The 23,828-nt window shown below is 67.4% G+C and carries 21 protein-coding genes; 17 read left to right on the top strand and 4 right to left on the bottom strand.

The window, feature by feature from the left end; all coding sequences use genetic code 11:
* Positions 1-88 precede the first annotated feature (88 nt).
* A complete protein-coding gene (locus IU452_RS06450) occupies positions 89-508 on the top strand; it encodes a response regulator transcription factor (protein ID WP_195107956.1) in 420 nt (139 codons plus the stop codon).
* Here IU452_RS06450 and IU452_RS06445 read toward each other — a convergent pair.
* A complete protein-coding gene (locus IU452_RS06445) occupies positions 505-1,713 on the bottom strand; it encodes an MFS transporter (RefSeq protein WP_195107955.1) in 1,209 nt (402 codons plus the stop codon). The genes IU452_RS06450 and IU452_RS06445 overlap by 4 nt on opposite strands.
* Positions 1,714-1,810: 97 nt before the next feature.
* Here IU452_RS06445 and IU452_RS06440 point away from each other — a divergent pair, with 97 nt between their 5' ends.
* From IU452_RS06440 to IU452_RS06370, 15 genes are all read left to right on the top strand, one after another.
* Positions 1,811-2,713, top strand: a complete 903-nt coding sequence (locus IU452_RS06440) for a LysR family transcriptional regulator (protein ID WP_228816933.1) — start codon at positions 1,811-1,813, stop codon at positions 2,711-2,713.
* Positions 2,714-2,992: 279 nt separating this feature from the next.
* On the top strand, positions 2,993-3,373 hold the full coding sequence (locus tag IU452_RS06435) for an NADH-quinone oxidoreductase subunit A (protein ID WP_195107953.1): 381 nt from the start codon (positions 2,993-2,995) through the stop codon (positions 3,371-3,373).
* A gap of 96 nt (positions 3,374-3,469) precedes the next feature.
* Complete coding sequence (locus tag IU452_RS06430) at positions 3,470-4,024, top strand: NuoB/complex I 20 kDa subunit family protein (RefSeq protein ID WP_195107952.1); 555 nt, start codon at positions 3,470-3,472, stop codon at positions 4,022-4,024.
* The gene (locus IU452_RS06425) at positions 4,021-4,794 is read left to right on the top strand and encodes an NADH-quinone oxidoreductase subunit C (protein ID WP_195107951.1); all 774 of its coding nucleotides are present in this window, start codon (positions 4,021-4,023) and stop codon (positions 4,792-4,794) included. The genes IU452_RS06430 and IU452_RS06425 overlap by 4 nt, the downstream gene beginning before the upstream one ends.
* Complete coding sequence (gene nuoD, locus IU452_RS06420; RefSeq protein ID WP_195107950.1) at positions 4,794-6,092, top strand: NADH dehydrogenase (quinone) subunit D; 1,299 nt, start codon at positions 4,794-4,796, stop codon at positions 6,090-6,092. The genes IU452_RS06425 and nuoD overlap by 1 nt, the downstream gene beginning before the upstream one ends.
* Positions 6,089-6,892 carry an NADH-quinone oxidoreductase subunit NuoE gene (nuoE, locus tag IU452_RS06415; RefSeq protein ID WP_195107949.1) on the top strand — a complete coding sequence of 268 codons (804 nt, stop codon included), beginning with the start codon at positions 6,089-6,091 and terminating at the stop codon, positions 6,890-6,892. Before nuoD ends, nuoE begins: the two co-directional genes overlap by 4 nt.
* The gene (gene nuoF, locus IU452_RS06410) at positions 6,889-8,208 is read left to right on the top strand and encodes an NADH-quinone oxidoreductase subunit NuoF (protein WP_195107948.1); all 1,320 of its coding nucleotides are present in this window, start codon (positions 6,889-6,891) and stop codon (positions 8,206-8,208) included. The genes nuoE and nuoF overlap by 4 nt, the downstream gene beginning before the upstream one ends.
* Positions 8,205-10,649, top strand: coding sequence for an NADH-quinone oxidoreductase subunit G (locus tag IU452_RS06405; RefSeq protein ID WP_195107947.1), 2,445 nt, complete (start codon positions 8,205-8,207; stop codon positions 10,647-10,649). Before nuoF ends, IU452_RS06405 begins: the two co-directional genes overlap by 4 nt.
* Positions 10,642-12,483, top strand: a complete 1,842-nt coding sequence (gene nuoH, locus IU452_RS06400; RefSeq protein ID WP_195107946.1) for an NADH-quinone oxidoreductase subunit NuoH — start codon at positions 10,642-10,644, stop codon at positions 12,481-12,483. The genes IU452_RS06405 and nuoH overlap by 8 nt, the downstream gene beginning before the upstream one ends.
* Complete coding sequence (locus IU452_RS06395; protein WP_195107945.1) at positions 12,480-13,298, top strand: NADH-quinone oxidoreductase subunit J; 819 nt, start codon at positions 12,480-12,482, stop codon at positions 13,296-13,298. The genes nuoH and IU452_RS06395 overlap by 4 nt, the downstream gene beginning before the upstream one ends.
* A gap of 15 nt (positions 13,299-13,313) precedes the next feature.
* On the top strand, positions 13,314-13,613 hold the full coding sequence (nuoK, locus tag IU452_RS06390; protein WP_195107944.1) for an NADH-quinone oxidoreductase subunit NuoK: 300 nt from the start codon (positions 13,314-13,316) through the stop codon (positions 13,611-13,613).
* Positions 13,614-13,629: 16 nt separating this feature from the next.
* Positions 13,630-15,507: an NADH-quinone oxidoreductase subunit L gene (nuoL, locus tag IU452_RS06385; RefSeq protein ID WP_195108290.1), complete on the top strand. Its 1,878-nt coding sequence runs from the start codon at positions 13,630-13,632 to the stop codon at positions 15,505-15,507.
* Positions 15,504-17,120, top strand: a complete 1,617-nt coding sequence (locus tag IU452_RS06380) for an NADH-quinone oxidoreductase subunit M (protein WP_195107943.1) — start codon at positions 15,504-15,506, stop codon at positions 17,118-17,120. The genes nuoL and IU452_RS06380 overlap by 4 nt, the downstream gene beginning before the upstream one ends.
* Positions 17,117-18,733, top strand: coding sequence for an NADH-quinone oxidoreductase subunit NuoN (gene nuoN / locus IU452_RS06375; RefSeq protein ID WP_195107942.1), 1,617 nt, complete (start codon positions 17,117-17,119; stop codon positions 18,731-18,733). Before IU452_RS06380 ends, nuoN begins: the two co-directional genes overlap by 4 nt.
* A gap of 142 nt (positions 18,734-18,875) precedes the next feature.
* A complete protein-coding gene (locus IU452_RS06370) occupies positions 18,876-19,376 on the top strand; it encodes a hypothetical protein (protein WP_195107941.1) in 501 nt (166 codons plus the stop codon).
* Positions 19,377-19,430: 54 nt separating this feature from the next.
* Here the strand turns inward: IU452_RS06370 and IU452_RS06365 are convergent, their stop codons facing one another.
* Complete coding sequence (locus IU452_RS06365; RefSeq protein ID WP_195107940.1) at positions 19,431-20,231, bottom strand: DUF427 domain-containing protein; 801 nt, start codon at positions 20,229-20,231, stop codon at positions 19,431-19,433.
* A gap of 210 nt (positions 20,232-20,441) precedes the next feature.
* Here IU452_RS06365 and IU452_RS06360 point away from each other — a divergent pair, with 210 nt between their 5' ends.
* Positions 20,442-21,815 carry a hypothetical protein gene (locus tag IU452_RS06360; protein WP_195107939.1) on the top strand — a complete coding sequence of 458 codons (1,374 nt, stop codon included), beginning with the start codon at positions 20,442-20,444 and terminating at the stop codon, positions 21,813-21,815.
* A gap of 42 nt (positions 21,816-21,857) precedes the next feature.
* Here IU452_RS06360 and IU452_RS06355 read toward each other — a convergent pair whose 3' ends face one another.
* On the bottom strand, positions 21,858-22,832 hold the full coding sequence (locus IU452_RS06355) for a hypothetical protein (protein ID WP_195107938.1): 975 nt from the start codon (positions 22,830-22,832) through the stop codon (positions 21,858-21,860).
* Between the two features lie 118 nt (positions 22,833-22,950).
* Positions 22,951-23,760 carry an alpha/beta fold hydrolase gene (locus IU452_RS06350; protein ID WP_195107937.1) on the bottom strand — a complete coding sequence of 270 codons (810 nt, stop codon included), beginning with the start codon at positions 23,758-23,760 and terminating at the stop codon, positions 22,951-22,953.
* Positions 23,761-23,828 lie beyond the last annotated feature (68 nt).

Here is a 23,828-nt window from a genome sequence, read left to right as displayed (position 1 = left end):
GGACGATCAAAGCGGCGGTGAAGTCACCCGCCGACGCGGACAGCGGAGTATGCGAACCTGCCACGGCGGCGGCCGTCGCGGACGTAGCATGCGCAACGTGGCCGATGCGAACCGTCCCGCCGTGGTGCGGGTTCTCGTGTACAGCAGCGATTCCGACACCCGCCGCCAGGTGATGCTGGCCCTGGGCAAACACCCGCACCCGGAGCTGCCGCCGTTCGAATATCTCGAGGTGGCCACCGCCCCGGTCGTCGTCGAACAGCTCGACGCGGGCGGTATCGACCTGGCCATCCTCGACGGCGAGGCCGCGCCCACCGGCGGCCTGGGGTTGGCCAAACAGGTGAAGGACGAGGTAGCCGCTCCCCCGCCGATCGTCGTGCTCACCGGACGCGCGGACGACGCCTGGCTGGCGAACTGGTCGCGCGCCGAGGCGTCGGTCTCGCATCCCATCGATCCGTTCGAGCTGACCGAGGCGGTCACCACCGCGCTGCGCAGCCGCAGCGCCGCTTAGCCTTTCGGTCCGGCGGCGGCCGGGGCGCGGCCGACGGCTGCCACGATCGTCGCCGCCACCGCCAGGACGACACCCAGCCAGAGCGGTGCCCGCACCCCCACCGCGTCCACGGCGCGGCCGCCGACGAGCGCACCCAGCGCGATCGCACCGTTGAACACCCCGACCAGGATCGCAGAGGCGGCCTCCCGGTCGTCCGGCGCCGCGGCCAGCGTCCAGTTCTGCGTGCTCACCGAGACGCCGCCATAGGACACACCCCAGGTCAGCAGCAGTATCACGGCCGCAACCAGCGCCCCGCCGAGACCCGCGAGCAGCGCCACGGAGGCTGCGAGCCCGATGCCGATGAGCACCACCGCGCGTCGGGGCGCGCGGGCGGCGACGCCGCCGAATCCGAAAGTGCCTGCCACACCGGCAACTCCGTAGCAGAGCAGGAAGGTGCCGACGGTGGCGGCCCCGGCCCCGGAAACCTGTTCGAGGAACGGCCGAATGTAGGTGTATGCGGCGAAATGCCCACTGACCAGCAATGCCACCACGATCATGCCGGTGCGCAGGGCGGGTTTGCTCAGCAGCGCGGGCAGTTCCCGGATCGACACCGCCCGCTCGGCGGGCAGCGGCGGAAGCAAGACCGCGAGCAGAATGGCGACCAGGACCGCGAGACCGGCCGCCGCACCGAAGGCGGCCCGCCATCCCAGGGCCGAGCCCAGGTAGGTCCCCGCCGGAACACCCAGCACCGACGCGACCGCGACACCGCTGAAGATCACCGCGGTCGCCTTGCCGACCGCGTGCGGCGCAACCAGCCGCACCCCGAGACTCCCCGAAATCGCCCAGACACCACCCATACCGAGACCGATCAGTACGCGACCGACCACCAGCACGGCGAACGCGGGCGCCACGGCCGAGAGCACATTGCCGACCGCGAGCACGGTCAGCAGCCCGCACAGCAACATCCGGCGGTCCAGGCGGCCCAGCACCGACATCAGCAGCGGCGCGGTCATCGCCACCAGTCCGGTGATGGTCAGCGCGAGTCCGGCCAGACCCTCGGACACCCGCAGCGCCGACCCGATCGGCGTGAGCAGGCCCACCGGCAGCATCTCCGAGGTCACTACCGTGAACGTGCCCAGGGCCACCACCGCCACCGCGGGCCACCCACCGCCCGAAAGCCCCGGCCGCACAGGGGTTTCGACGGCGATTGCGTCAACTTTCGTCATGCCTTCAGCCAACCGGTGGCCACCCGCGGGAACAACGGCGAAGTGTTCATCCTTCTATGAGTGGGACTTATCGACCGAGGAAGGGATCGTGGGCGCGATGGAGCTGCGCGAACTGGAGGCGTTCCTCGCCGTTGCCGAAGAGTTGCATTTCGGCCGCGCGGGCGCCCGGCTGTATGTCTCGCAGAGCCGGATCTCGCAACTGCTGCGCACCCTCGAGCATCGCATCGGCGCCCGGTTGGTCGAGCGCACCAGTCGCAAGGTGCGACTGACACCGCTCGGTCAGGAGCTCTACCCGGAGCTGAAGGCGGCCTATCAACAGCTGCGCGCGGCGGTGGACACCGCCTGCGCCACCGCCCGCGGTCGGCGCGGGGTGCTGCGCATCGGGTTCCAGGGCAGTGCCGATGAAGGGATCCTCAACGCCGTCACCACCTTTCACGATGAGCACCCCGACGTGACCGTCGAGCTGGTCGAGATCCCCTATGCCGACCCGTTCGGCCCGGTGCGCCGGCAGGAGACCGATGCGGCCCTGGTGCTGTTGCCGGTGCACGAGGACGATCTGGTGGTCGGTCAGCTGCTGCCGCCGCGCCCGCAGGTGCTGGCGGTGCCCTCCGGTCACCGCTTCACCCGCCGTGACGCCATCGCCGCCACCGAGCTCGCCGAGTGCCCGCTGATCGCAATCGCCTGCACCGCACCGGATTACTGGCGCCACGCGCAGATTCCGCGGCAGACGCCCGACGGGCGCGCCATTCCGGCGGGGCCGCCCGTGCGGACCATGCAGGAGGCGATCGCCGCGGTGGCCGCCGGGCGCGGGTGTCTGCTGCTGTGCTGCACCACCGCCGAGTACCACCGCCGACCGGACGTCACCTTCGTTCCGGTCCACGGCGTGCCCGATTCCCGGCTCGCGCTGGTCTGGGCGCGAGATCACGAGAGCATGCGGGTCCACGATTTCGCCCGGATCCTCGCCGAGACATCGAAGGTGGTCCCGGCAACCGTCATGTGACGGAAGATCGCGATTACGCCGATTCGGTCATAAATCGCAGTACTGAATTCGATCAAAAGCCGCTACCAATCGCCTGGCATTCAGAACGAACAGTTGTAGGCTGTGCCGTAGCTCACACGAGTGCGGGCGATGATATGAGTGCGCCCCCGTCAGGTCCCTCCCCATCGCCCGCACTCTCGGCGAGCGGGCCTGGGGCGAGACTGGCCCGGCAGACGACGATGTCAGCCCCGCCTCGGCAGCTGCCGTCCACGTCCAGGCTCGAGGAGGGGTAGTGCAGTTGTGAATACCGAGGTGCCGACTCTTGTTCTCGGCGCGGTCGCTGCGGCGTTCGCGCTGATGTCGCTCGCGTTGACGGCGCTCATCGGCCCGAAACGCTACAACCGGGCCAAACTCGAGGCCTACGAATGTGGTATCGAACCGACCCCGCATGCCGTGGCCGGTGGTCCGGGAAATGCTGCCGGACAACGCTTTCCGGTGAAGTATTACCTCACCGCGATGCTGTTCATCATCTTCGACATCGAGATCGTGTTCCTCTACCCGTGGGCGGTTCACTTCGACGCGCTCGGCGTGTTCGGACTCGTCGCGATGGCGCTGTTCATTTTCAACGTCTCGGTGGCCTATGCCTACGAGTGGAGGCGCGGCGGACTGAGCTGGGACTGAGAACACGCCACCGCCATCGGGCGCACCGCCATCGTCGTCCGGCGCACCGCCATCGTCTTCCCGGCCGCAGGCCGGGAACGCATACGGAAGTGAGAAATGGGTCTCGAGGAGAAGTTGCCCAGCGGGTTCCTGCTGACCACGGTCGAACAGCTCGCCGGGTATATGCGTAAGGGTTCACTGTGGCCGGCCACCTTCGGATTGGCCTGCTGCGCAATCGAAATGATGGCCACCGGGGCCGGACGGTTCGATCTGGCCCGCTTCGGGATGGAGACGTTCCGCGCCTCGCCGCGGCAGGCGGATCTGATGATCGTCGCCGGGCGGGTGAGCCAGAAGATGGCACCGGTGCTACGCCAGGTCTACGACCAGATGCCCGAGCCGAAATGGGTGCTCGCCATGGGCGTGTGCGCCTCCTCCGGCGGCATGTTCAACAACTACGCCATCGTGCAGGGCGTGGATCATGTGGTGCCCGTGGACATCTACCTGCCCGGCTGTCCGCCGCGGCCGGAGATGCTGCTGCACGCGATCCTGAAACTGCACGAGAAGATCCAGGAAATGCCGCTCGGCGTGAACCGGGAAGAGGCCGTCCGTGCTGCCGAGCAGGCCGCCCTCGCCGCCACGCCGACGATTCGGATGACGGGACTGCTGCGATGACATTCGACTCCCCGCACAGCACCGAGGGCCCGCCGGAGGCCGCGGACGAGACCCGCGTCGACACCGGCCACGACGAGGCGCAATTGGCCGAAGAGGACCAGCGGGCGCAGCCCGGCGACGAGGTCATCGGGGTGCGCCGAGGTATGTTCGGCGTGACCGGAACCGGCGACACCTCCGGCTACGGCGGTCTGGTCCGCACGGTCAGCCTGCCCGGCAGTACGCCCCCACCCTACGGTGGTTACTTCGACGACATCGTCGCCCGGCTCCGAGAGGTGCTGCTGGACAATGCGTTCGGCGAGGCGATCGAGAAGATCGTGGTGTTCCGCGGTGAACTCACCCTGCACGTGGCGCGCGAGCGGCTGCCGATGGTCGCCCGCGCCCTGCGCGACGACGAGGCCCTGCGGTTCGAACTCTGCCTGGGCGTGAGCGGGGTGCACTATCCCGACGATTCCGGCCGGGAACTACATGCGGTCTACCACCTCTGCTCCATCACCCACGGCCGGCGGCTGCGGCTGGAGGCGGCGGCGCCCGATGCCGACCCGCATATCCCCTCGCTGTATTCGGTGTATCCGACCACGGATTGGCACGAGCGGGAAACCTACGACTTCTTCGGCATTCGGTTCGACGGTCATCCCGCGCTCACCCGCATCCTGATGCCCGACGACTGGCGCGGGCATCCGCAGCGCAAGGACTACCCGCTCGGCGGAATCCCGGTCGAATACAAGGGCGCGCGCATCCCGCCGCCCGACCAGCGGAGGGCATACAGCTGATGACGCAAGAGACAGAAACGGCGGTTACCGTCGTCGGGCAGGACTGGGAGGACGTGCGGGAGGCGCTCAGCGGCGCGGCCGAGGAACGCATCGTCGTCAATATGGGCCCGCAGCATCCGTCCACCCACGGCGTGCTGCGCCTGATCCTCGAGATCGAGGGCGAGACCGTCACCGAGGCCCGCTGCGGAATCGGCTACCTGCACACCGGGATCGAGAAGAATCTCGAATTCCGCAACTGGGTGCAGGGCGTCACCTTCGTCACCCGGATGGACTACCTGTCGCCGTTCTACAACGAGGCGGCCTACTGCCTGGGTGTGGAGAAGCTGCTCGACATCACCGACGATATTCCCGAGCGCGCCAACGTGATTCGGGTGATGCTCATGGAGCTCAACCGGATCTCCTCGCATATGGTGTGCCTGGCCACCGGCGGCATGGAGCTGGGCGCGATCACGCCGATGCTGTTCGGTTTCCGCGAGCGCGAACTCGTGCTGGACGTCTTCGAGCACATCACCGGCCTGCGCATGAACCACGCCTATATCCGGCCCGGCGGGGTCTCGCAGGATCTGCCCGACGACGGCGTCGCCAAGGTGCGCGAGCTGCTCGAGCTCATGCCCAAGCGGCTGCGCGATATGGAGAACCTGCTCAACGAGAACCCGATCTTCAAGGCCCGCACCCGCGGCATCGGCTATCTCGACCTGGCCGGGTGCATGGCCCTCGGTATCACCGGCCCGACCCTGCGCGCCACCGGCCTGCCGCACGATCTGCGCAAGGCGCAACCGTACTGCGGCTACGAGAGCTACGAATTCGACGTGATGACCGATATCGGCTGTGATGCCTACGGCCGCTATCTGATCCGCATCAAGGAGATGCACGAATCGCTGAAGATCGTCGAGCAGTGCCTGGACCGACTGCGGCCCGGCCCGGTGATGATCGACGACAAGAAGATCGCCTGGCCCGCCGACCTGCAGGTCGGTCCGGACGGATTGGGCAACTCCCCCAAGCACATCGGCAAGATCATGGGCACGTCCATGGAGGCGCTGATCCATCACTTCAAGCTGGTCACCGAGGGGATGCGGGTGCCGGCCGGGCAGGTGTACTCGGCGGTGGAGTCGCCGCGCGGCGAGTTGGGGGTACATATGGTCAGCGACGGCGGCACCCGCCCCTATCGGGTGCACTATCGCGACCCCTCGTTCACGAATCTGCAGGCGGTGGCGGCGATCTGCGAGGGCGGCATGGTCGCCGACGTGATCGCCGCGGTCGCCAGCATCGACCCGGTGATGGGTGGTGTCGACCGATGACGGAAATCCTGGTGAAGCTGTCCGAGCGCCCGATCCCCTATCCGCAGCAGGTACGCGACAAGCTCCAGCTGGAAGCGAAGGAGATCATCGAGCGCTATCCGCATCCGCGCTCGGCGCTGCTGCCGCTGCTGCATTTGGTGCAGGCGGTGGAGGGTTACGTGTCCCGCACCGGAATCGGCTTCTGCGCCGAACAATTGGGGCTCACCGACGCGGAGGTCGCCGCGGTGGCGACCTTCTACTCGATGTATCGCCGCACCCCGACCGGCGACTACCACGTCGGGGTGTGCACGAACACGCTGTGCGCGGTGATGGGTGGCGATCAGATCCTCGCCACCCTGAAGGAGCATCTGGGTATCGGGCACGGCGAGACCACCGGCGACGGCGCCATCACGCTCGAACACATCGAATGCAATGCCGCCTGCGACTATGCGCCGGTGCTGACGGTGAACTGGGAGTTCTTCGACAACCAGACGCCGGAATCGGCTCGCGCCCTGGTGGATTCGCTGCGTCGCGGCGAGCAGGTCACCGGCAGCCGCAGCGGAGTACCGCTGTGCACGTTCCGCGAGACCGCGCGCATCCTGGCGGGATTCCCCGACGAACGTCCCGGCGCGAACGACGGTGAGCCGGGCGAGGCAACCTTGGCGGGGCTGCGCATCGCGCGCAGTACTGCGGTGCCCGAACAGCCTTTGCGCCCTGGACTCGCCGAAAAGCGTGGCGAGTCCAGGGATGTGGGACGCGGCGAGCCTCGAGACGTGGGACCTGGCGAGTCCAAGGGGCGTGGCGAGGGAGGTGCGCAGTGACTCTCGCACCCGTTCTCACGCGGTACTGGGACGAGCCGCAGTCCTGGACGTTGGAAACCTATTTGCGCCACGACGGTTACCGGGCGCTGCCCCAGGCGCTGCGCACCGATCCGGACGAGGTGATCGCCACCGTCAAGGACGCGGGGCTGCGCGGTCGCGGCGGGGCGGGATTCCCGACCGGTATGAAGTGGGGGTTCATCCCGCAGGGCGATGGTAAGCCGCATTACCTGGTGGTCAATGCCGACGAGTCGGAGCCGGGCACCTGCAAGGACATTCCGCTCATGCTGGCCACCCCGCACGTGCTCATCGAGGGCAGCATCATCGCGGCCTACGCCATCCGCGCCTCGCACGCGTTCATCTACGTGCGCGGCGAGGTGCTGCCGGTGCTGCGGCGGCTGCAGACCGCGGTCGCCGAGGCGTATGCCGCGGGCTATCTGGGCCGCAACATTCTCGGCTCCGGCTACGACCTCGAGCTGATCGTGCACGCCGGGGCGGGCGCCTACATCTGCGGTGAGGAGACCGCCCTGCTGGATTCGCTGGAGGGCCGCCGCGGTCAGCCCCGGCTGCGGCCGCCGTTCCCGGCCGTCGCGGGCCTCTACGCCTGTCCGACCGTGGTCAACAACGTGGAATCCATTGCCAGCGTGCCCGCGATCATCGCCAACGGCATCGACTGGTTCCGGTCGATGGGTTCGGAGAAATCGCCCGGCTTCACGCTGTATTCGCTGTCGGGTCACGTCACCCGGCCCGGCCAGTACGAGGCGCCGCTGGGCATCACCCTGCGCGAACTGCTCGGCTATGCGGGCGGTGTGCGCAAGGGCCACGCGCTGAAGTTCTGGACCCCGGGCGGTTCGTCCACGCCGATTCTGTCCGACGAACATCTCGATGTGCCGCTGGACTACGAGAATGTGGCCGCGGCCGGCTCCATGTTGGGCACCAAGGCATTACAGATCTTCGACGACACCACCTGCGTCGTGCGGGCCGTGCTGCGCTGGACCGAGTTCTACGCCCACGAATCCTGCGGTAAGTGCACGCCCTGCCGCGAAGGCACCTACTGGATGGTGCAGCTGCTGGAGCGGCTGGAGACCGGGCAGGGCAGCGCGGACGATATGGACAAGTTGCTCGATATCGCCGACAACATCAACGGCAAATCGTTCTGCGCCCTGGGCGACGGCGCGGCCAGCCCGATCTTCTCCTCGCTGAAGTATTTCCGCGACGAATACGAGGAGCATCTGCGCCTGGGCGGCTGCCCGTTCGATCCCGCCCGGTCCACCGCGTGGGCCGGCGCATCCGACTCCGTGCAAGGGAGCGTGCGATGACGAGGACCGTCAGCACCAACAGCAGCGACGTGGTCCCCCAGGATCTGGTGAGCGTCACCATCGACGGCACCACCGTCAGCGTGCCCGCGGGCACGCTGCTGATCCGGGCCGCGGAACTGATCGGCATCCAGATCCCCCGCTTCTGCGACCACCCGCTGCTCGACCCGGTCGGCGCCTGCCGCCAGTGCCTGGTCGAGGTGGAGGGTCAGCGCAAACCCGTCGCCTCCTGCACCATGGCCGTCACCGACGGCATGGTCGTGCACACGCAGCTGACCTCCCCGGCCGCCGCCAAGGCGCAGGAGGGCGTGATGGAGCTGCTGCTGATCAACCACCCGCTGGACTGCCCGGTGTGCGACAAGGGCGGCGAATGCCCCCTGCAGAACCAGGCCATGTCCAGCGGGCGCGCCGAATCGCGGTTCGAGGGTGTCAAACGCACCTACCCCAAACCGATTCCGCTGTCCTCGGCGGTGCTGCTCGACCGGGAACGCTGCGTGCTGTGCGCGCGCTGCACCCGCTTCTCCTATCAGGTCGCCGGTGACCCGTTCATCGAGCTGATGGAACGCGGTGCGCTCGAGCAGGTCGGCATCGCCGAGGGCGAGCCGCTGGAGTCCTACTTCTCCGGCAACACCGTGCAGATCTGCCCGGTCGGCGCGCTCACCGGCACCACCTACCGATTCCGGGCCCGCCCGTTCGACCTGGTCTCGAGTCCGGCGGTGTGCGAACACTGCGCCTCGGGCTGCGCGCAGCGCACCGATCATCGGCGCGGAAAGGTCATGCGCCGCCTGGCCGGTGACGATCCGCAGGTCAACGAGGAATGGAACTGCGACAAGGGCCGGTGGGCGTTCACCTACGCCACCGAACGCGACCGGCTCACTACTCCGCTGGTCCGCGGCTGGGACGGCACACTGGCACCGGCGTCCTGGTCGGAGGCGCTCGCCCGCGCCGCCGAGGGGCTCGCCGCCGCCCGCGGCAATGCCGGGGTCCTGGTGGGCGGTCGCGTCACCCTCGAAGATGCCTACGCCTACGCCAAGTTCGCCCGAATGGCCCTGGGCACCAACGACGTCGACTTCCGGGCCCGCCCGCATTCGGCCGAGGAGGCCGAATTCCTCGCCGCCCGGGTGGCCGGACAGGGCATCACGGTCGACTACGCCGCGCTCGAGGCGGCGCCGGTGGTGCTGCTGGCCGGATTCGAGCCCGAAGAGGAATCCCCGATCGTCTATCTGCGGCTGCGCAAAGCGGCCCGGAAAAACGGCATGGCGGTGTACTCGCTGGCCGCCTACGCCAGCCGCGGCCTGGAACGGATGTCGGGCCGCCTGCTGCCGACGGTTCCCGGCGAGGAGGCCCACGTGCTCGACGGCCTGCTGAGCGACGGCGCGCCGCAGATCGCCGAACTGGCCCGGCGGCTGCGCGAACCCGGCGCCGTCATCATGGTCGGCGAGCGGCTGGCCGGAGTTCCCGGCGCCCTGTCGGCGGCGGTGCGGTTGGCCGATACGACGGGGGCTGCCCTGGCCTGGGTGCCGCGGCGCGCCGGAGAGCGCGGTGCGCTCGAAGCCGGTGCGCTGCCCGGCCTGCTGCCCGGTGGCCGCCCCGTCGCGGACCCACGTGCGCGCCAACAGGTTCGGACCGTGTGGGACGTCGACGATCTACCCGCGTCCGCGGGCCGGGACACCGCAGGCATCCTGGCGGCCGCTTCGACGCTGGGCGCATTGGTCGTCGGCGGTGTCGAGGTCGCCGATCTGCCCGATTCCCGAGCCGCGCTGGCCGCCATCGACGCCGCACGGTTCGTGGTGAGCCTGGAATTGCGCGCCAGCGAGATCACCGACCGCGCCGACGTGGTGCTGCCGGTCGCCTCGGCCATGGAAAAGGCCGGAACCTTCCTCACCTGGGAAGGCCGTAGTCGCCCCTTCGAAGCCGCGCTGCGCGATGCCACTGTGCGCCGTGAGGCGGCGCCGCTGGCCGACCACCGGGTGCTGCATGCCATCGCCGACGAGATGGGCATCCGGCTCGGCCTGCCCGATATCGCCAGGGCCCGAACCGAACTCGCCGAGCTCGGCGCCTGGGACGGCCCACCCGGCACCGCACCCGCCCATCCGGCCCAGCCGATCCCGCAGCCAGCTCCCGGGACCGCGATCCTGGCCGGGTGGCGGATGCTGCTCGATCGCGGGCGGCTGCAGGACGGCGAACCGAATCTGGCCGCCACCGCGCGGCCCCCCGTGGTGCGGATGTCCCGCGACACCGCCGCCGAAATCGGCGCCACAACCGGAGATCCGGTGCGGGTGAGCACCGACCACGGCTCGGTCACCCTGCCCCTGGTGGTCACCGAGATGCCCGCCCGCGTCGTGTGGCTGCCGCTGAATTCCGCCGGGTCGGTGGTGTACGACCAGCTCGCCACCACCCCCGGCCACCTCGTGCGTATCCGACGGGAGGACCACCGTGAGTGATTTGAGCCTGTTCGGCCACGACCCGTGGTGGCTGGTCGTCCTGAAATCGGTGCTGATCTTCATCTTCCTGCTGCTCATCCCGATGCTGGGTGTGCTCATCGAGCGCAAGGTCGTGGCGTGGATGCAGATGCGGGTCGGGCCGAACCGGGTCGGGCCGCGCGGAACCCTGCAGTCCATCGCGGACGGGGTGAAGATGCTCCTCAAGGAGGACATTGTCCCGACCATCGTGGACAAGCCGATTTACATTCTGGCGCCGGTGATTTCGCTGATCCCGGCGGTCATGGCGTTCGCGGTGATCCCGTTCGGGCCGGAGGTGTCGATCTTCGGTGTCCACACCCCGCTGCAGCTGACCGATATGCCGGTCGGGGTGCTCTACATCCTGGCCATGGCCTCGGTCGGGGTGTACGGCATCGTGCTCGCCGGATGGGCGTCCGGGTCGACCTATCCGCTGCTGGGCGGCCTGCGCTCGACGGCGCAGGTGATCTCCTACGAGATCGCCATGGCCGCCTGCTTCGCCGCGGTATTCCTGCTCACCGGCACCATGTCCACCTCCGGCATCGTCGACGCGCAGTGGGGCACCTGGAATGTGTGGCTGCTGCTGCCGTCGTTCCTGATCTACGCGGTGTCGATGGTCGGCGAGACCAACCGGGCGCCGTTCGATCTGCCCGAGGCCGAGGGCGAGCTGGTGGGCGGCTTCCACACCGAGTACTCCTCGCTGAAGTTCGCCATGTTCATGATGGCCGAGTACATCAATATGGGCACCGTGTCGGCGCTGGCCACCACGCTGTTCTTCGGTGGCTGGCATGCGCCGTTCCCGCTGAATCTGTGGGACGGCGCCAACTCCGGGTGGTGGCCGGTGCTGTGGTTCACCGCGAAGGTGTGGATCTTCCTGTTCGTCTTCATCTGGCTGCGCGGCACCCTGCCCCGCCTGCGCTACGACCAGTTCATGAATCTCGGCTGGAAGCTGCTGATCCCGGTGTCGCTGCTGTGGGTGATGGTGGTGGCGACGCTGAAGGTGCTGCAGGACAACGGCTATGAGGTGCAGACCGCCGGGCTGGTGATCGGCGGAATCGTGGTGTCGCTGCTGCTGATCGGCGCGGTGTTGCGCGCCGGACTGCGCGTCAATGACCGCGCCGCCGAACCCGTTGCGGCCCAGGACTTCTCCGGATTCCCGGTGCCGCCCCTGCCCGAGCAGCCAGTGAAACCGACGGCCAAGCCGGGCCTGTTGGCGCCGCTGGCCGGATTCGCCGTCACCTTCCTCACCATGTTCAAGGAGAAGAACACCGAGTTCTATCCGGAGCAGAAGGTGCCGACCGCGCCCCGCTATCACGGCCGCCACCAGCTCAATCGGCATCCCGACGGGCTGGAGAAATGTATCGGCTGCGAACTGTGCGCGTGGGCCTGTCCCGCCGACGCCATCTACGTCGAAGGCGCCGACAACACCGAGACCGAGCGCTACTCCCCCGGCGAACGGTACGGGCAGATCTATCAGATCAACTACCTGCGCTGCATCGGCTGCGGCCTGTGCGTGGAGGCCTGCCCGACCCGGGCGCTGACGATGACCAACGACTACGAGATGGCCGACGACAACCGCGCCGACCTGATCTACGACAAGGGCAACCTGCTCGCGCCGATGCAGCCAGGGATGGTCGCGCCACCGCATGCGATGTATCCCGGTGCCAGCGACGAGGACTACTACCTCGGCACCGTGCCCGCGGCGCCCGGGACCGAGCAGGACACCGGTTTGCGCCGTGACAGCGAGGCCGGACAAGCGGCGGCGGACGCGGCCGGGCTGAAACCGGCGGCGGTCGGTGCGGAAGGAGAGCCGAAATGAATCCTCTTCTCGCCGAGACGATGATGCGCACCTCCACGGGAGAGTCCGTGCTGTTCTGGGTGCTGGCTGTGGTCTCGGTCGCCGGGGCGCTGGGCATGGTGTGTGCCCGCAAGGCCGTGCATTCCGCGCTGTGCCTGGCCGCCACCATGATCGTGCTGTCGGTGTTCTACATCGCCGAGGACGCGCTGTTCCTGGGCGTGGTGCAGATCGTCGTCTACACCGGTGCGGTCATGATGCTGTTCCTGTTCGTGCTCATGCTCGTCGGCGTCGACTCCGCGGAATCGCTGCGGGAGACCATCCGCGGCCATCGGGTGGCAGTGCTCGTCGTCGGTATCGGATTCGGGCTGCTGCTCATCGCGGCGATCGCCCGCGGCATGCGCGATGCGCCGGCCCTGACGGGATCGGGGTTCGGGGGCTACACGATCGATGCGCTGGCCGAGTTGCTCTTCATCCGCTACGTGTGGGCCTTCGAGCTGACCGGCGCACTGCTGATCGTCGCCACGATCGGCGCGATGGTGCTGGCCCACCGCGAACGCTTCGGGCCGCACTCCGATCAGAAGGAGATGTCCAAGCGCCGGATTCGGGAAGGGCGGGCCACACCGCTGCCCACGCCCGGCGTCTACGCGCGGCACAACGCCGTGGACGTTCCGGCGCGGCTGCCCGACGGCTCGTTCGCCGAACTGTCGGTGTCCACGATCCTGCGGCACCGGCGCAACCGGGCCCACACCGAGGCCGCGGCGATCGGAGTCGGCACGAACGGCAACGGCCATCCCACCGAACCTTCCGGCGAAGGCCGGAACCCCACGCAAGGCTGAGAGAAAGGCTCTGCGGTGAATCCGGACAACTACCTGTATCTGTCCGCGCTGCTGTTCACCATCGGCGCGGCCGGTGTGCTGGTGCGGCGCAACGCGATCGTGGTGTTCATGTGCATCGAGCTGATGCTCAACGCGGTGAATCTGGCATTCGTCACCTTCGCCCGCGTGCACGCCAACCTCGACGGACAGGTCTTCGCGTTCTTCACGATGGTCGTCGCCGCCGCCGAAGTCGTGGTTGGCCTGGCCATCATCATGACCATCTTCCGTGCCCGCCGCTCGACCTCGGTCGACGACGCCAACCTGCTGAAGTACTGACGTGGGTACCGCGGACATGCTCTGGTTGCTGCCGGTCCTGCCGTTGGCCGGTGCGGTGGTGTTGTTGCTGCTGGGCCGGGTGAGCGACCGGTGGGGGCACTGGCTGGGCTGCCTGATGGCGGTCGCGTCGTTCGGTGTGGCGGTGTGGGCGTTCACCGACATGCTGGGCCGCGCGGAGGCCGATCGGGCCGTGCACCACAGCTTCTTCAGCTGGGTGCCGGTGGCCGGTCTGCAGGCCGACTTCGCGTTGCAGCTCGATCAGCTGTCGATGTGTTTCGCCCTGTTGATCACCGGTGTCGGCTCGCTGATCCACATCTATTCGGTCGGCTATATGAGCCACGATCCGGGGCGGCGGCGCTTCTTCGCCTACCTCAACCTGTTCCTGGCCGCCATGCTGGTGCTGGTGCTGGCCGACAACTACCTGGTGCTGTATCTGGGCTGGGAGGGTGTCGGTCTCGCCTCCTATCTGCTGATCGGGTTCTGGCACGAGAAGCCCTCCGCCGCAACGGCGGCGAAGAAGGCGTTCGTGGTGAACCGGGTCGGCGACATGGGGTTGGCGATCGCGCTGTTCGTCATGTTCGCCACCTTCGGCTCGGTCGACTTCGGGCAGGTGTTCGCGGGGGCCCCGGACACCAGCGAGGCCACTCTCACCGTGCTCGGCCTGCTGCTGTTGCTGGGCGCCTGCGGTAAATCCGCGCAGGTGCCGCTGCAGTCCTGGCTCGGGGACGCGATGGAGGGCCCGACCCCGGTGTCGGCGCTCATCCACGCCGCCACCATGGTGACCGCGGGCGTGTACCTGATCGCCCGCTCCGGCCCGATCTTCGATCTCGCACCGGCTGCGCGGACCGGGGTGGTGATCGTCGGCGCGGTGACGCTGCTGTTCGGTGCGATCGTCGGCTGCGCCAAGGACGACATCAAGAAGGCACTGGCCGCCTCGACCATGAGCCAGATCGGATACATGGTGTTGGCGGCGGGGCTGGGCCCGGCCGGATATGCGGTGGCGATCATGCATCTGCTCACCCACGGCTTCTTCAAGGCCGGGCTGTTCCTCGGCGCGGGCTCGGTGATGCACGCGATGAACGACGAAACCGATATGCGCCGCTACGGCGGACTGCGCGTCCTGATGCCGATCACCTTCGCCACCTTCGGTCTCGGCTATCTCGCCATAATCGGGGTGCCGCCGTTCGCGGGCTTCTTCTCCAAGGACCGCATCATCGAGACGGCGTTCGGGCACGGCGGGGCAATGGGATTCACCCTCGGTATGGCCGCGCTGCTGGGTGCCGGGATCACCGCGTTCTACATGACCCGGGTCATGCTGCTGACGTTCTTCGGTGAACGCCGCTGGCATGCCGATGCCCACCCGCACGAAGCGCCCGCGATCATGACCGGGCCGATGATCCTGCTGGCGGTCGGTTCGGTGTTCTCCGGCGGAATGTTCGTCTTCGGCTCCTCGCTGCAGAACTGGCTCGAGCCGGTGGTCGGCACCGGGCACCACGCCGAGGGAGCCCCGTCGGCGCTGGTGGTCTCGCTGGCCACGCTGGCGGTCGTCGCGATCGGTGTCGCGATCGCCTACCGCCAGTACCAGATGCAGCACGTGTCCGAGGTCGCTCCCGTCGCGGTGACCCCGCTGACCGTGGCCGCGCGCCGGGACCTGTACGGGGACGCGCTCAACGAGGCGGTGTTCATGCGGCCCGGTGCGCATCTGACCCGGTCGCTGGTCTTCGTCGACAACCGCGGCATCGACGGCATCGTCAACACCACGGCCGCGTTCATCGGCGGTCTGTCGGCCCGAATCCGGCGGGTACAAACCGGATTCGTCCGCTCGTACGCCCTGTCCATGTTCACCGGCGCGGCCCTGGTGGTCGCCGCCCTGCTCGCGGTGAGGCTGATGTGAACCAGTTTCCTTGGCTGACAACGCTGTGGGTGCTGCCCCTGGCCGGTGCCGCGCTGGTGCTGGTGCTACCGGCGGCCCAGCGCGTCCTGGCGCGTTCGCTCGGCCTGGCGGTGGCGGTGGCCACCCTGGCGGTCGGGATCGTCGTCGCGGTGCGGTTCGAGCCGGGCGGCGCCCAGTTCCAGTTCGTCGAATCGCACCGGTGGATACCGGCTTTCGGGGCCGGATACACCCTCGGCGTGGACGGCATCGCCTTGGTGCTGGTGCTACTCACCGCGGCGCTGGTGCCACTGCTGATCGTCGCCGGATGGCGCGACGAACGCGAGGTCGGCACCGGGCGGCGGGTCGCGCACATCTATGTGGCGCTGACGCTGATCGTGGAATCGATGGTCCTGATCTCGTTCACCTCGCTGGACATTCTGCTGTTCTACGTGTTCTTCGAGGTGATGCTGATCCCGATGTACTTCCTCATCGGCGGATTCGGGCCGCGCACCGACGATGCGGCGCATCGACAGCAGCGGTCGCGGGCCGCGGTGAAGTTCCTGCTGTACAACCTGTTCGGCGGGCTGATCATGTTGGCGGCCGTCATCGGGCTGTATGTGCTCACCGCACGCGAGAATCTGGGTGAATCCGGAGGCGGGACCTTCGACTTCCGCGCGGTGATGGCCGCGGCCAACTCCGGACAGTTGGGCGCCGGTCCGGCGGTGTTGAATGCGTTGTTCCTCGGCTTCATGTTCGCCTTCGCCGTGAAGGCACCGCTGTGGCCGCTGCACACCTGGCTGCCCGGGGCCGCGGTCTCGGCGACCCCCGCGAGCGCGGTGCTGATGATGGCGGTGGTCGACAAGGTCGGCACCTTCGGCATGCTGCGCTACTGCCTGCTGCTGTTCCCGTCGGCCTCGGATACCTATGCGCCGCTGATCAGTGTGCTGGCGGTGATCGGAATTCTGTACGGCGCACTGCTGGCCATCGGGCAGACCGATGTGATGCGGCTGATCGCCTACACCTCGATCTCGCATTTCGGGTTCATCATTCTGGGCATCTTCGCCATGACCAACCAGGGCGGGGCGGGTGCCACCCTCTACATGATCAACCACGGCATCTCCACCGCGGCGCTGTTCCTCATCGCCGGATTCCTGGTGTCGCGCAGGGGAACTCGGGTCATCGCCGAATTCGGCGGGGTGCAGAAGGTGGCGCCGGTGCTGGCGGGCACCTTCCTCATCGCGGGCCTGGCCACGCTGTCGCTGCCGGGGCTGGCGCCGTTCGTCAGCGAATTCCTGGTGCTGGCGGGCACCTTCACCCGCTATCCGGTGGCGGCGATCGCCGCGAGCGGCGCGCTGGTGCTGGCCGCTGTGTATGTGCTGTGGCTGTATCAGCGGATGATGACCGGTCCCGTCAAGAAGGGCAACGAGCGGCTCTACGACCTGCTGCCGCGGGAGCTGGTCGTGGTGGCGCCGCTGCTGGCGGCGCTGCTGTTCCTCGGCGCCTACCCGAAGCCGGTGCTCGACCGCATCAATCCGGCGGTGGCGAGCACCCTGAGCACCATCGGTAAACACGATCCCGCACCCACGGTGCAGCCGGAGGCGGCCACCGGCACGAGCGGAGGTACGCACAAGTGAGTCAGCTTCTCGCCGCAACGATTCCGGCTCCGTCGATCGAGTATCAGGAGCTGTCCCCGATGCTCATCGTGTTCGGCGCCGCGGTAGCGGGTGTTCTGGTGGAGGCCTTCGCGCCGCGTCCGTGGCGGTTCTACCTGCAGCTGGTGCTCGGCTTCGCCGGACTGGGCGTGGCCCTGGGCGCGGTGATCGGCCTGGCCGGAACCCACACCACGGCCGTGGTCGACGCGGTCGCCGTGGACAATGTGACCCTGTTCCTGCAGGGCACCATTCTGGTGGTCTCGACCCTCGCGCTGCTGCTGATGGCCGAACGCGGGCTCGAACCGCAGCTGAGCCTGCCGCGGCGCGAGGGACCGGGCACGTGGAGCCGGGCGGCCGCCGCCGGTGCCGTCGCCGTGGACGCCTTCACCCCGCAGGCCGCGGCGGTGCCTGGCAGTACCGACGAAATCGCCGCCACCCGAGCGGGAGTCACCACCACCGAGGTGTTCCCGCTGGCCATGTTCGTCGTCGGCGGGCTGCTGCTGTTCCCCGCCTCCAACGACCTGCTGGTCATGTTCGTGGCGCTGGAGGTGTTGTCGCTGCCGCTGTATCTGATGTGCGGGCTGGCGCGGCGGCGAAGGCTGCTGTCGCAGGAGTCGGCGCTGAAATACTTTCTGCTGGGCGCGTTTTCCTCGGCGTTCTTCCTCTACGGGATGGCGCTGCTGTACGGCTACGCCGGGACCGTGCGCTTTTCGGGCATCGCCGAGGCGTTGAGCCGCGACACCGGTTCCAAGACGCTGGCCGTGCTGGGACTGGCGATGCTCGCGGTGGGAATGCTGTTCAAGATCGGTGCGGTGCCGTTCCAGTCCTGGGTTCCCGATGTGTACCAGGGCGCGCCGACGCCGGTGACCGCATTCATGGCCGCGGGTACCAAGATCGCGGCAGTCGGTGCATTGTTGCGCATCCTGCAGGTCGGCGTGCCGGGCCTGCGCGACGACTGGCGACCGATCCTGGGCGCCATCGCGATCGCCACCATGGTGGTGGGTGCGGTCATGGCGGTCACCCAGACCGATGTGAAGCGCATGCTGGCCTATTCCTCGGTGGCGCATGCCGGTTTCATCCTCACCGCGCTCGTGGCCGCCAACGACGACGGCGTCTCGTCGGTGCTGTTCTATCTGGCCGCCTACGGCATCGGCACGATCGGCGCCTTTGCCGTGGTAACTCTGGTTCGCGATCAACTCGGCGACGAGGCCACCACCCTGTCGTCCTGGGCAGGCCTGGGCCGCCGCGCCCCCTGGCTGGCGACGGTATTCGCGCTGTTCCTGCTGTCGTTGGCCGGCATCCCCCTCACCAGCGGCTTCATCAGCAAGTTCGCGGTCTTCACCGCAGCGAGCTCCGGCGGCGCCAGCTCCTTGGTCATCGTCGGCGTAATCTCCAGCGCCATCGCCGCATTCTTCTACATCCGAGTCATCGTGCTGATGTTCTTCACCGACCCGCCCCAGGACGCTCCCCAGGTCGTCACCCCTATGGTCACCACCACGGTGATCGCCATGACCGCCGCCGCCACCGTGGTCCTCGGCATCGTCCCGCAACCGCTGCTGGACGCGGCAGACAAGGCCACGACCTTCGTGCGCTGATTACTTGGTTACAGCTCGTGCCCGGATGCATCGAATGCATCCGGGCACAGTGCTTTCGGTTGCAGGCGCGATTGAGCGCCTCGGCCCCATCGTCCGATGCCAAACTGGATGTGTGTCCGTGATACTCGCAGCTGCTGCGATCGTGGTCTCGCTCATCACCGTTGCGTACCAGGTGCGAAGCAATCGCAAGCAGGCGCGGGACACGCACCGGGCCGAACTGGTCGCCTCGGCGTTCTTCGACCTGCTCGGCGGATGGGCACTCAACCGGCGTGCCCAGATAGAACCCGTGGATCAGGAGTTGCTCCGTACCAGCGCGGCGCAGTTCTACACCGCGGCATTCAGGCTCAGCGCTCTGGTCGAGGGTGAAACCCTGCAGGCGTTGGAACGTTTCATGCGTGGTGGGCTGGGAGACAAGGACGAGCGGGACGACTCGATGCAGGCACTGTGGCAGCTGCACAACACGGTCACCGAATTTCTCGGCTACCGATCACCGTCCCACCGTGACGAGCTTGTGAGAATGTTCTGGCTCAGTGGCCGCAACGTACCGAGAATTCTCTCGGCTCGATCGAGCCGACATCGTTCACCAAACTCCTGGAGCCCGAACCGGACACATGAACAGAGATGGCTCCCGAGCCCTGGGTGATCGTCGGGCGGAATCGAGCTCGAGAGCCTCTCATCGGTCGAATTCGTCCCAGGGTCAACGGTTGCTGGGGGTTTCGGTTTCGATGGTCAGCTCCGGGTGGTCGAAGCAGAAATGGTCCTTGATTCTGACCGAGTCTTGCAGCGGCTCCGGGAAGGACCAGGCCACGTCCTCGATGAGGCGGGCGTCGAGGCGTAGCGACCAGTACGAGCCGTGGCCCTTGTAGGGGCAGACATATTCGGTGGCGCTGAGACTGAGTAGCTCGCGACGGACGTCCTCGGGCGGCAGATAGAGCCGGTCGGGGCGGCCCAACTCCGACAGGAGCATCGGAGACTTGCTCTCGGCCACGAGCTGTCCGTCCAGCAGCACCCTGATGTGACGGGACGAGGCGCGGACGTCCACTCGGTGGAACGGGTCGCGCAGATGCTTGTGCACCTGCTCGTCCTCGTCGTACCAGGCATCCATCGCCTCCCACTGCAACGCCACCAGACCGCGCAACCAGGCGGCCTCGGCCAGTGGATTCTCATACGCCCAGACAGCGTTGTCCGCGACCCGATCTCCCACCCGGATCGACCAGTACGACGCATCGCCCTTGAACGGGCAGTGCGTGCTGTGGTTGGTTCGTTCCAGCAGATCCGAGCGCACATCCTCGACCGGGGCATACAACACCGGATTCAGGCCCGTCTCGTGTAACAGCGTGCCCCGCACGGTGTCCAGCACGACCTCGTCCGCCAACCGAGCGCGCACCCGCCGAGTGAACTCGTGCATGTACAACCGATGCGGCGGACCCTCGATCCGATAATTCACCCGCCCACCGGAATCCCCCGACAGCGGCCCCGGAGGCTTCGTCAACGACATCGTCCCTCCTTACCCCGGAACACCCGGCACGGCCGACCCGCCGGGTGAGTTTCATCCGGAAGCTACCCGCACCACTCGAGACGAAACCCGCGCATCCGGGCACCATGCTGTCATTCGTGATGAGCCAGCGTTTTTGAGGTCGCGACAGCCATCGACCTCGACCCTACGATGGACACGGACGCGGCCCGCTTTGTGCAGAGGGAGGGCTCGATGTCGTTCGGTGACGTTCTCGCGCACAAGGTGGCCGAGATCCAGGTAAAGGCGCTGGAGCACTTCGAGAAATGGGTGCTGACCAGTCGCATCGATAATGACAAGTTGTTCGACCTCGACCAGGACGGCACTCGGGTGGTGCCGAGGCTCGGCACAGGCCACACGATCACCGAGCAGGATGTGTTGCAGAGGCAGGACTTTCTCGATGAGCTCTGGGTGTTGTTGGACAGGCTGGAGTCGAATTTCAGCCGCTACTACAATGTCGACGTTCAAGAGTTGCTGCACATCGAACTGGACCTGTGCCAGCAGGAAACCACCGGTCTGGACGCCGACAACCGGTGGCCGGCAAGTCTCGGCCCGGTCCCTGGCAGCGCGTCGGCGGACGGCACAGTGGTCGGAGCGCTCGGCCGAGCACTGGATCCGTGGTTGGCGGGTATCAGCAATCCTCCCGAAGCCGTGGTCGAACCCGTGTGGGAGGGCGAAGCCGCCGAAGCATTCAACGACGGCTACCTGTATCCACTCGTGAGATCTGTCGGGCTGTTGGCATACTGCGGCGTGTACTTGGCGAATGTTGTGCAGATCTTCGTCAATGTCGTGAAGGACACCCAGCGGAAGTTGCTCGACATTGCCAACGCCACCTCGGCCGCACTGGACGATGAGGAGTGGGATCGGGCCAGTATCTCCGACGTGGCGTTGGCCGGGAACCTTTTCAGTTTTGCTCTGCCGCCGCCGGTCGACAAGTGGATCGGCGGGATATCCACCGCGCTCGACTTGTGGGCGCGTAGCCATGAAACCCCCGAGCGTGAGCCGCGTTTCCACATATCGTCGAGCAGCTGGACCGACGTGATCCTTCGGGCGAGCTGCGACCATCTCGATACCGTGGAATCGGACCTGGAAGACCTGGACCGCGATCTCGGTGAGCGGCTCCTCGAGGACGAGCAGTTGTTCCAAGACGCCAAGTTTCGACCCGAGGACGGTGCCCGCCCGGCGACCCCGACCAGGTTGATCGCGCACCTGGAAACCATCTACGGCTGGGGGCAGGTGCACATGGTCAGCGCCGCCAATCACTGTCAATGGGCTACCAGGACCGTAGAAGACTGCTACATCCCTGTGCAGACCCAGGTGCTGCCGGGATCTCGCAGAGAATACGGCTATCTGGCAGACATGATGATCACCGCGCTGCGGCGAGCCGAGGAACATCTCCGCTTCGCCGGGCAGGCGCTGGTCGATGCCTGCAACACCTATGCGGCGGCAGAAGAGGCTTCCCAGGCCGCTTTCGAACGGTTCAAAGAAGGACTGCCACCGGCCGAGAACGTTCCATACCGCGACCCCGACCTCTACCCGCCGATCACGTCCCCACACCCCAGCCTCTAGTGGATGGGCACCCGACCGGCGGGCCCAGATCGAACCCGTGGATCAGGAGTCGCTCCGGACCAGCACGGCCCAGCTCAGTCCGAGTACCAGCAGGAGCAGGAGCGCGTTCGAGCTGTACTTCGTCAACGCCGACACGCCCGCGGGGTTCGGTGCGAAAAACCCTGTGAGGGTTCGTCCGACCAGGGCGCCGCACGCGAGCGTCGCGATGTCGTGGTCGTTCCAGTCGCGGTGGCGTGGGAGCCGGTGGAGGGCGCCTGCCGCTGCGGCGAGAACGGCCACCGCGGCGCCAACCCCGAACCACGTGGGCGGGGTGAAGTCGTAGATCAGCATCCCGGTGATCCCGAGCGACAGCACCAGCCATTTCGGGACCGGCTGTGTCATGCCTGGATTCGCGACGGGGCGCCCGAAAGGAGTTGCGGCGAGCACGATCACTATCGCGATGATCGCAAGGACGACTGCCGTCTGCGTGGTGGTCGGTGCGGCCGTGCCACGAGCTTGGGAGTGCACCAGGATCATCGTCGACAAGCACAATGCCGCCACCACGACGATGCCGACCCGACCCAGCAACGGGCGATTCCGGTGCCGGGGCGCCAGGCCGTTCAGCAGTGCCAAGGGGGCGCCGACGCTCATCAGCACATGCCCGCTGACCCATGCGATGGACGGAAAGACGCTGATGCCCAGAGGCTCGACAAGCGTCGGCAGCCGCAGCTCGTTCCAGTAGTCCACATCGTCGCGGTTGGCTTCGAACAGCGACAGATCCACCAATCCTGGCATCGCGACGCCGAAGGCTGCCGACAGCAGCAGTATCCCCCGCCACCCGCGTCCGGTCCGCACCGCCAGTTCGCGCACCAGCAGCGCCGCGCCACCGTAGAGCGGACCGAAAAACAGCAGCGCCGCAAGCATTTCGAGGATGTTGATCCCGAGATACGACTGGAGATACTCCGCGCACACCGGCGCACCGAAGAACACGCCCGACAGGGCCACGGCGCGATCCCGTAACGGCAGCGCAGGGAGCATGCCGCCAGGTTAATAGGGTGCGAACTCACGACCGGTGCGACGAGCGCCACCGGGTCGTGACGTGCGTAGCCATGTCGAGGCCGCCTGGAACGCCTACCGCAACGCCGAGTGAGCGGCGTCAGGCGGTGACCTCGCGCAGGCGGGCGGCGAATTTCGCCGGTTCGGCGATGAATCCGACATGGTCGCCGGGGAACAGGGTGGGCTCGATTCCCAGCGCACCTCCCAGTGCCCGCGACGTGCGGTCGCAGAACTGGCCCGCCGATTCGTCGCCGATGCCGATGACCAGCCGGTCCGAGACGCGCCGCAGCGCCGCGAGATCGGGCACCCAGCCCGCGGTGCCCTCCAATTCGTGCAGATAGAAATAGCGCTCGCTGTCGGCCTCCGCGGCGCTGCGCTCACCGGTGAACATCTGCTCGAACAGCTCCTCCGGCATGGCCATCTCGGTCATGGCAATGAACTTGCGAATCGCGCCCAGCCGGTCACCGGCCCGATAGGTCGCGCTCAGGTCGGCACGCAGGGCACGCTGCTGTTCGCGTTCGTCGAGCAGTTCGGCCAGCGGCGGCTCGTGCGCGATCGCGGTCCGCACCAGCTCCGGATCCGCCTGCAGCAACGCCAGCGTCGTGATCGCGCCCCCGGAGGAACCGAATACCGTCGCGGGCCCGGCATCCAGGTGGCGGATCAGCCGGGCCAGATCGTCGGCACGCAGCTCCGGCGTCGAATCGGTGTCCGGATCGTCGAGCACACTGCCGAAGTGGCCGCGCGGATCGGTGGTGAGCACGGTGTGGTCGGCCGCCAGCAGATCGGCCAGCGGTGCGAACGGTTCGCTGTGCATCGGTGAGCCGACCAGGGCCACCAGCGGGCCACTGCCACGGACCTCGTAGAACAGGCGCACACCCGGTGCCGCGAGCGTGCCGGTGGTGACGGTCATGAATCCTCCAGGGGTCAACTCGAATCGGTCATTTGATCAGACCACCCGAGCCCGAAAAAATCATCGGC

This window comes from Nocardia transvalensis, from assembly GCF_015477765.1.
Taxonomy (GTDB): Bacteria; Actinomycetota; Actinomycetes; order Mycobacteriales; family Mycobacteriaceae; genus Nocardia; species Nocardia transvalensis_A.
This window is presented reverse-complemented; position numbering and strand designations above follow the sequence as displayed.

Excerpts from the sequence above, each read along its gene's own strand:
- IU452_RS06440 (WP_228816933.1), top strand. The coding sequence starts at position 1,811 with ATGGAGCTGCGCGAACTGGAGGCGTTCCTCGCCGTTGCCGAAGAGTTG.
- nuoD (WP_195107950.1), top strand. The coding sequence starts at position 4,794 with ATGACGCAAGAGACAGAAACGGCGGTTACCGTCGTCGGGCAGGACTGG.
- IU452_RS06350 (WP_195107937.1), bottom strand. The coding sequence starts at position 23,760 with ATGACCGTCACCACCGGCACGCTCGCGGCACCGGGTGTGCGCCTGTTC.
- IU452_RS06405 (WP_195107947.1), top strand. The coding sequence starts at position 8,205 with ATGACGAGGACCGTCAGCACCAACAGCAGCGACGTGGTCCCCCAGGAT.
- IU452_RS06430 (WP_195107952.1), top strand. The coding sequence starts at position 3,470 with ATGGGTCTCGAGGAGAAGTTGCCCAGCGGGTTCCTGCTGACCACGGTC.
- IU452_RS06450 (WP_195107956.1), top strand. The coding sequence starts at position 89 with ATGCGCAACGTGGCCGATGCGAACCGTCCCGCCGTGGTGCGGGTTCTC.
- IU452_RS06360 (WP_195107939.1), top strand. The coding sequence starts at position 20,442 with ATGTCGTTCGGTGACGTTCTCGCGCACAAGGTGGCCGAGATCCAGGTA.
- IU452_RS06445 (WP_195107955.1), bottom strand. The coding sequence starts at position 1,713 with ATGACGAAAGTTGACGCAATCGCCGTCGAAACCCCTGTGCGGCCGGGG.
- nuoE (WP_195107949.1), top strand. The coding sequence starts at position 6,089 with ATGACGGAAATCCTGGTGAAGCTGTCCGAGCGCCCGATCCCCTATCCG.
- IU452_RS06395 (WP_195107945.1), top strand. The coding sequence starts at position 12,480 with ATGAATCCTCTTCTCGCCGAGACGATGATGCGCACCTCCACGGGAGAG.
- IU452_RS06425 (WP_195107951.1), top strand. The coding sequence starts at position 4,021 with ATGACATTCGACTCCCCGCACAGCACCGAGGGCCCGCCGGAGGCCGCG.
- nuoL (WP_195108290.1), top strand. The coding sequence starts at position 13,630 with ATGCTCTGGTTGCTGCCGGTCCTGCCGTTGGCCGGTGCGGTGGTGTTG.
- IU452_RS06355 (WP_195107938.1), bottom strand. The coding sequence starts at position 22,832 with ATGCTCCCTGCGCTGCCGTTACGGGATCGCGCCGTGGCCCTGTCGGGC.
- IU452_RS06365 (WP_195107940.1), bottom strand. The coding sequence starts at position 20,231 with ATGTCGTTGACGAAGCCTCCGGGGCCGCTGTCGGGGGATTCCGGTGGG.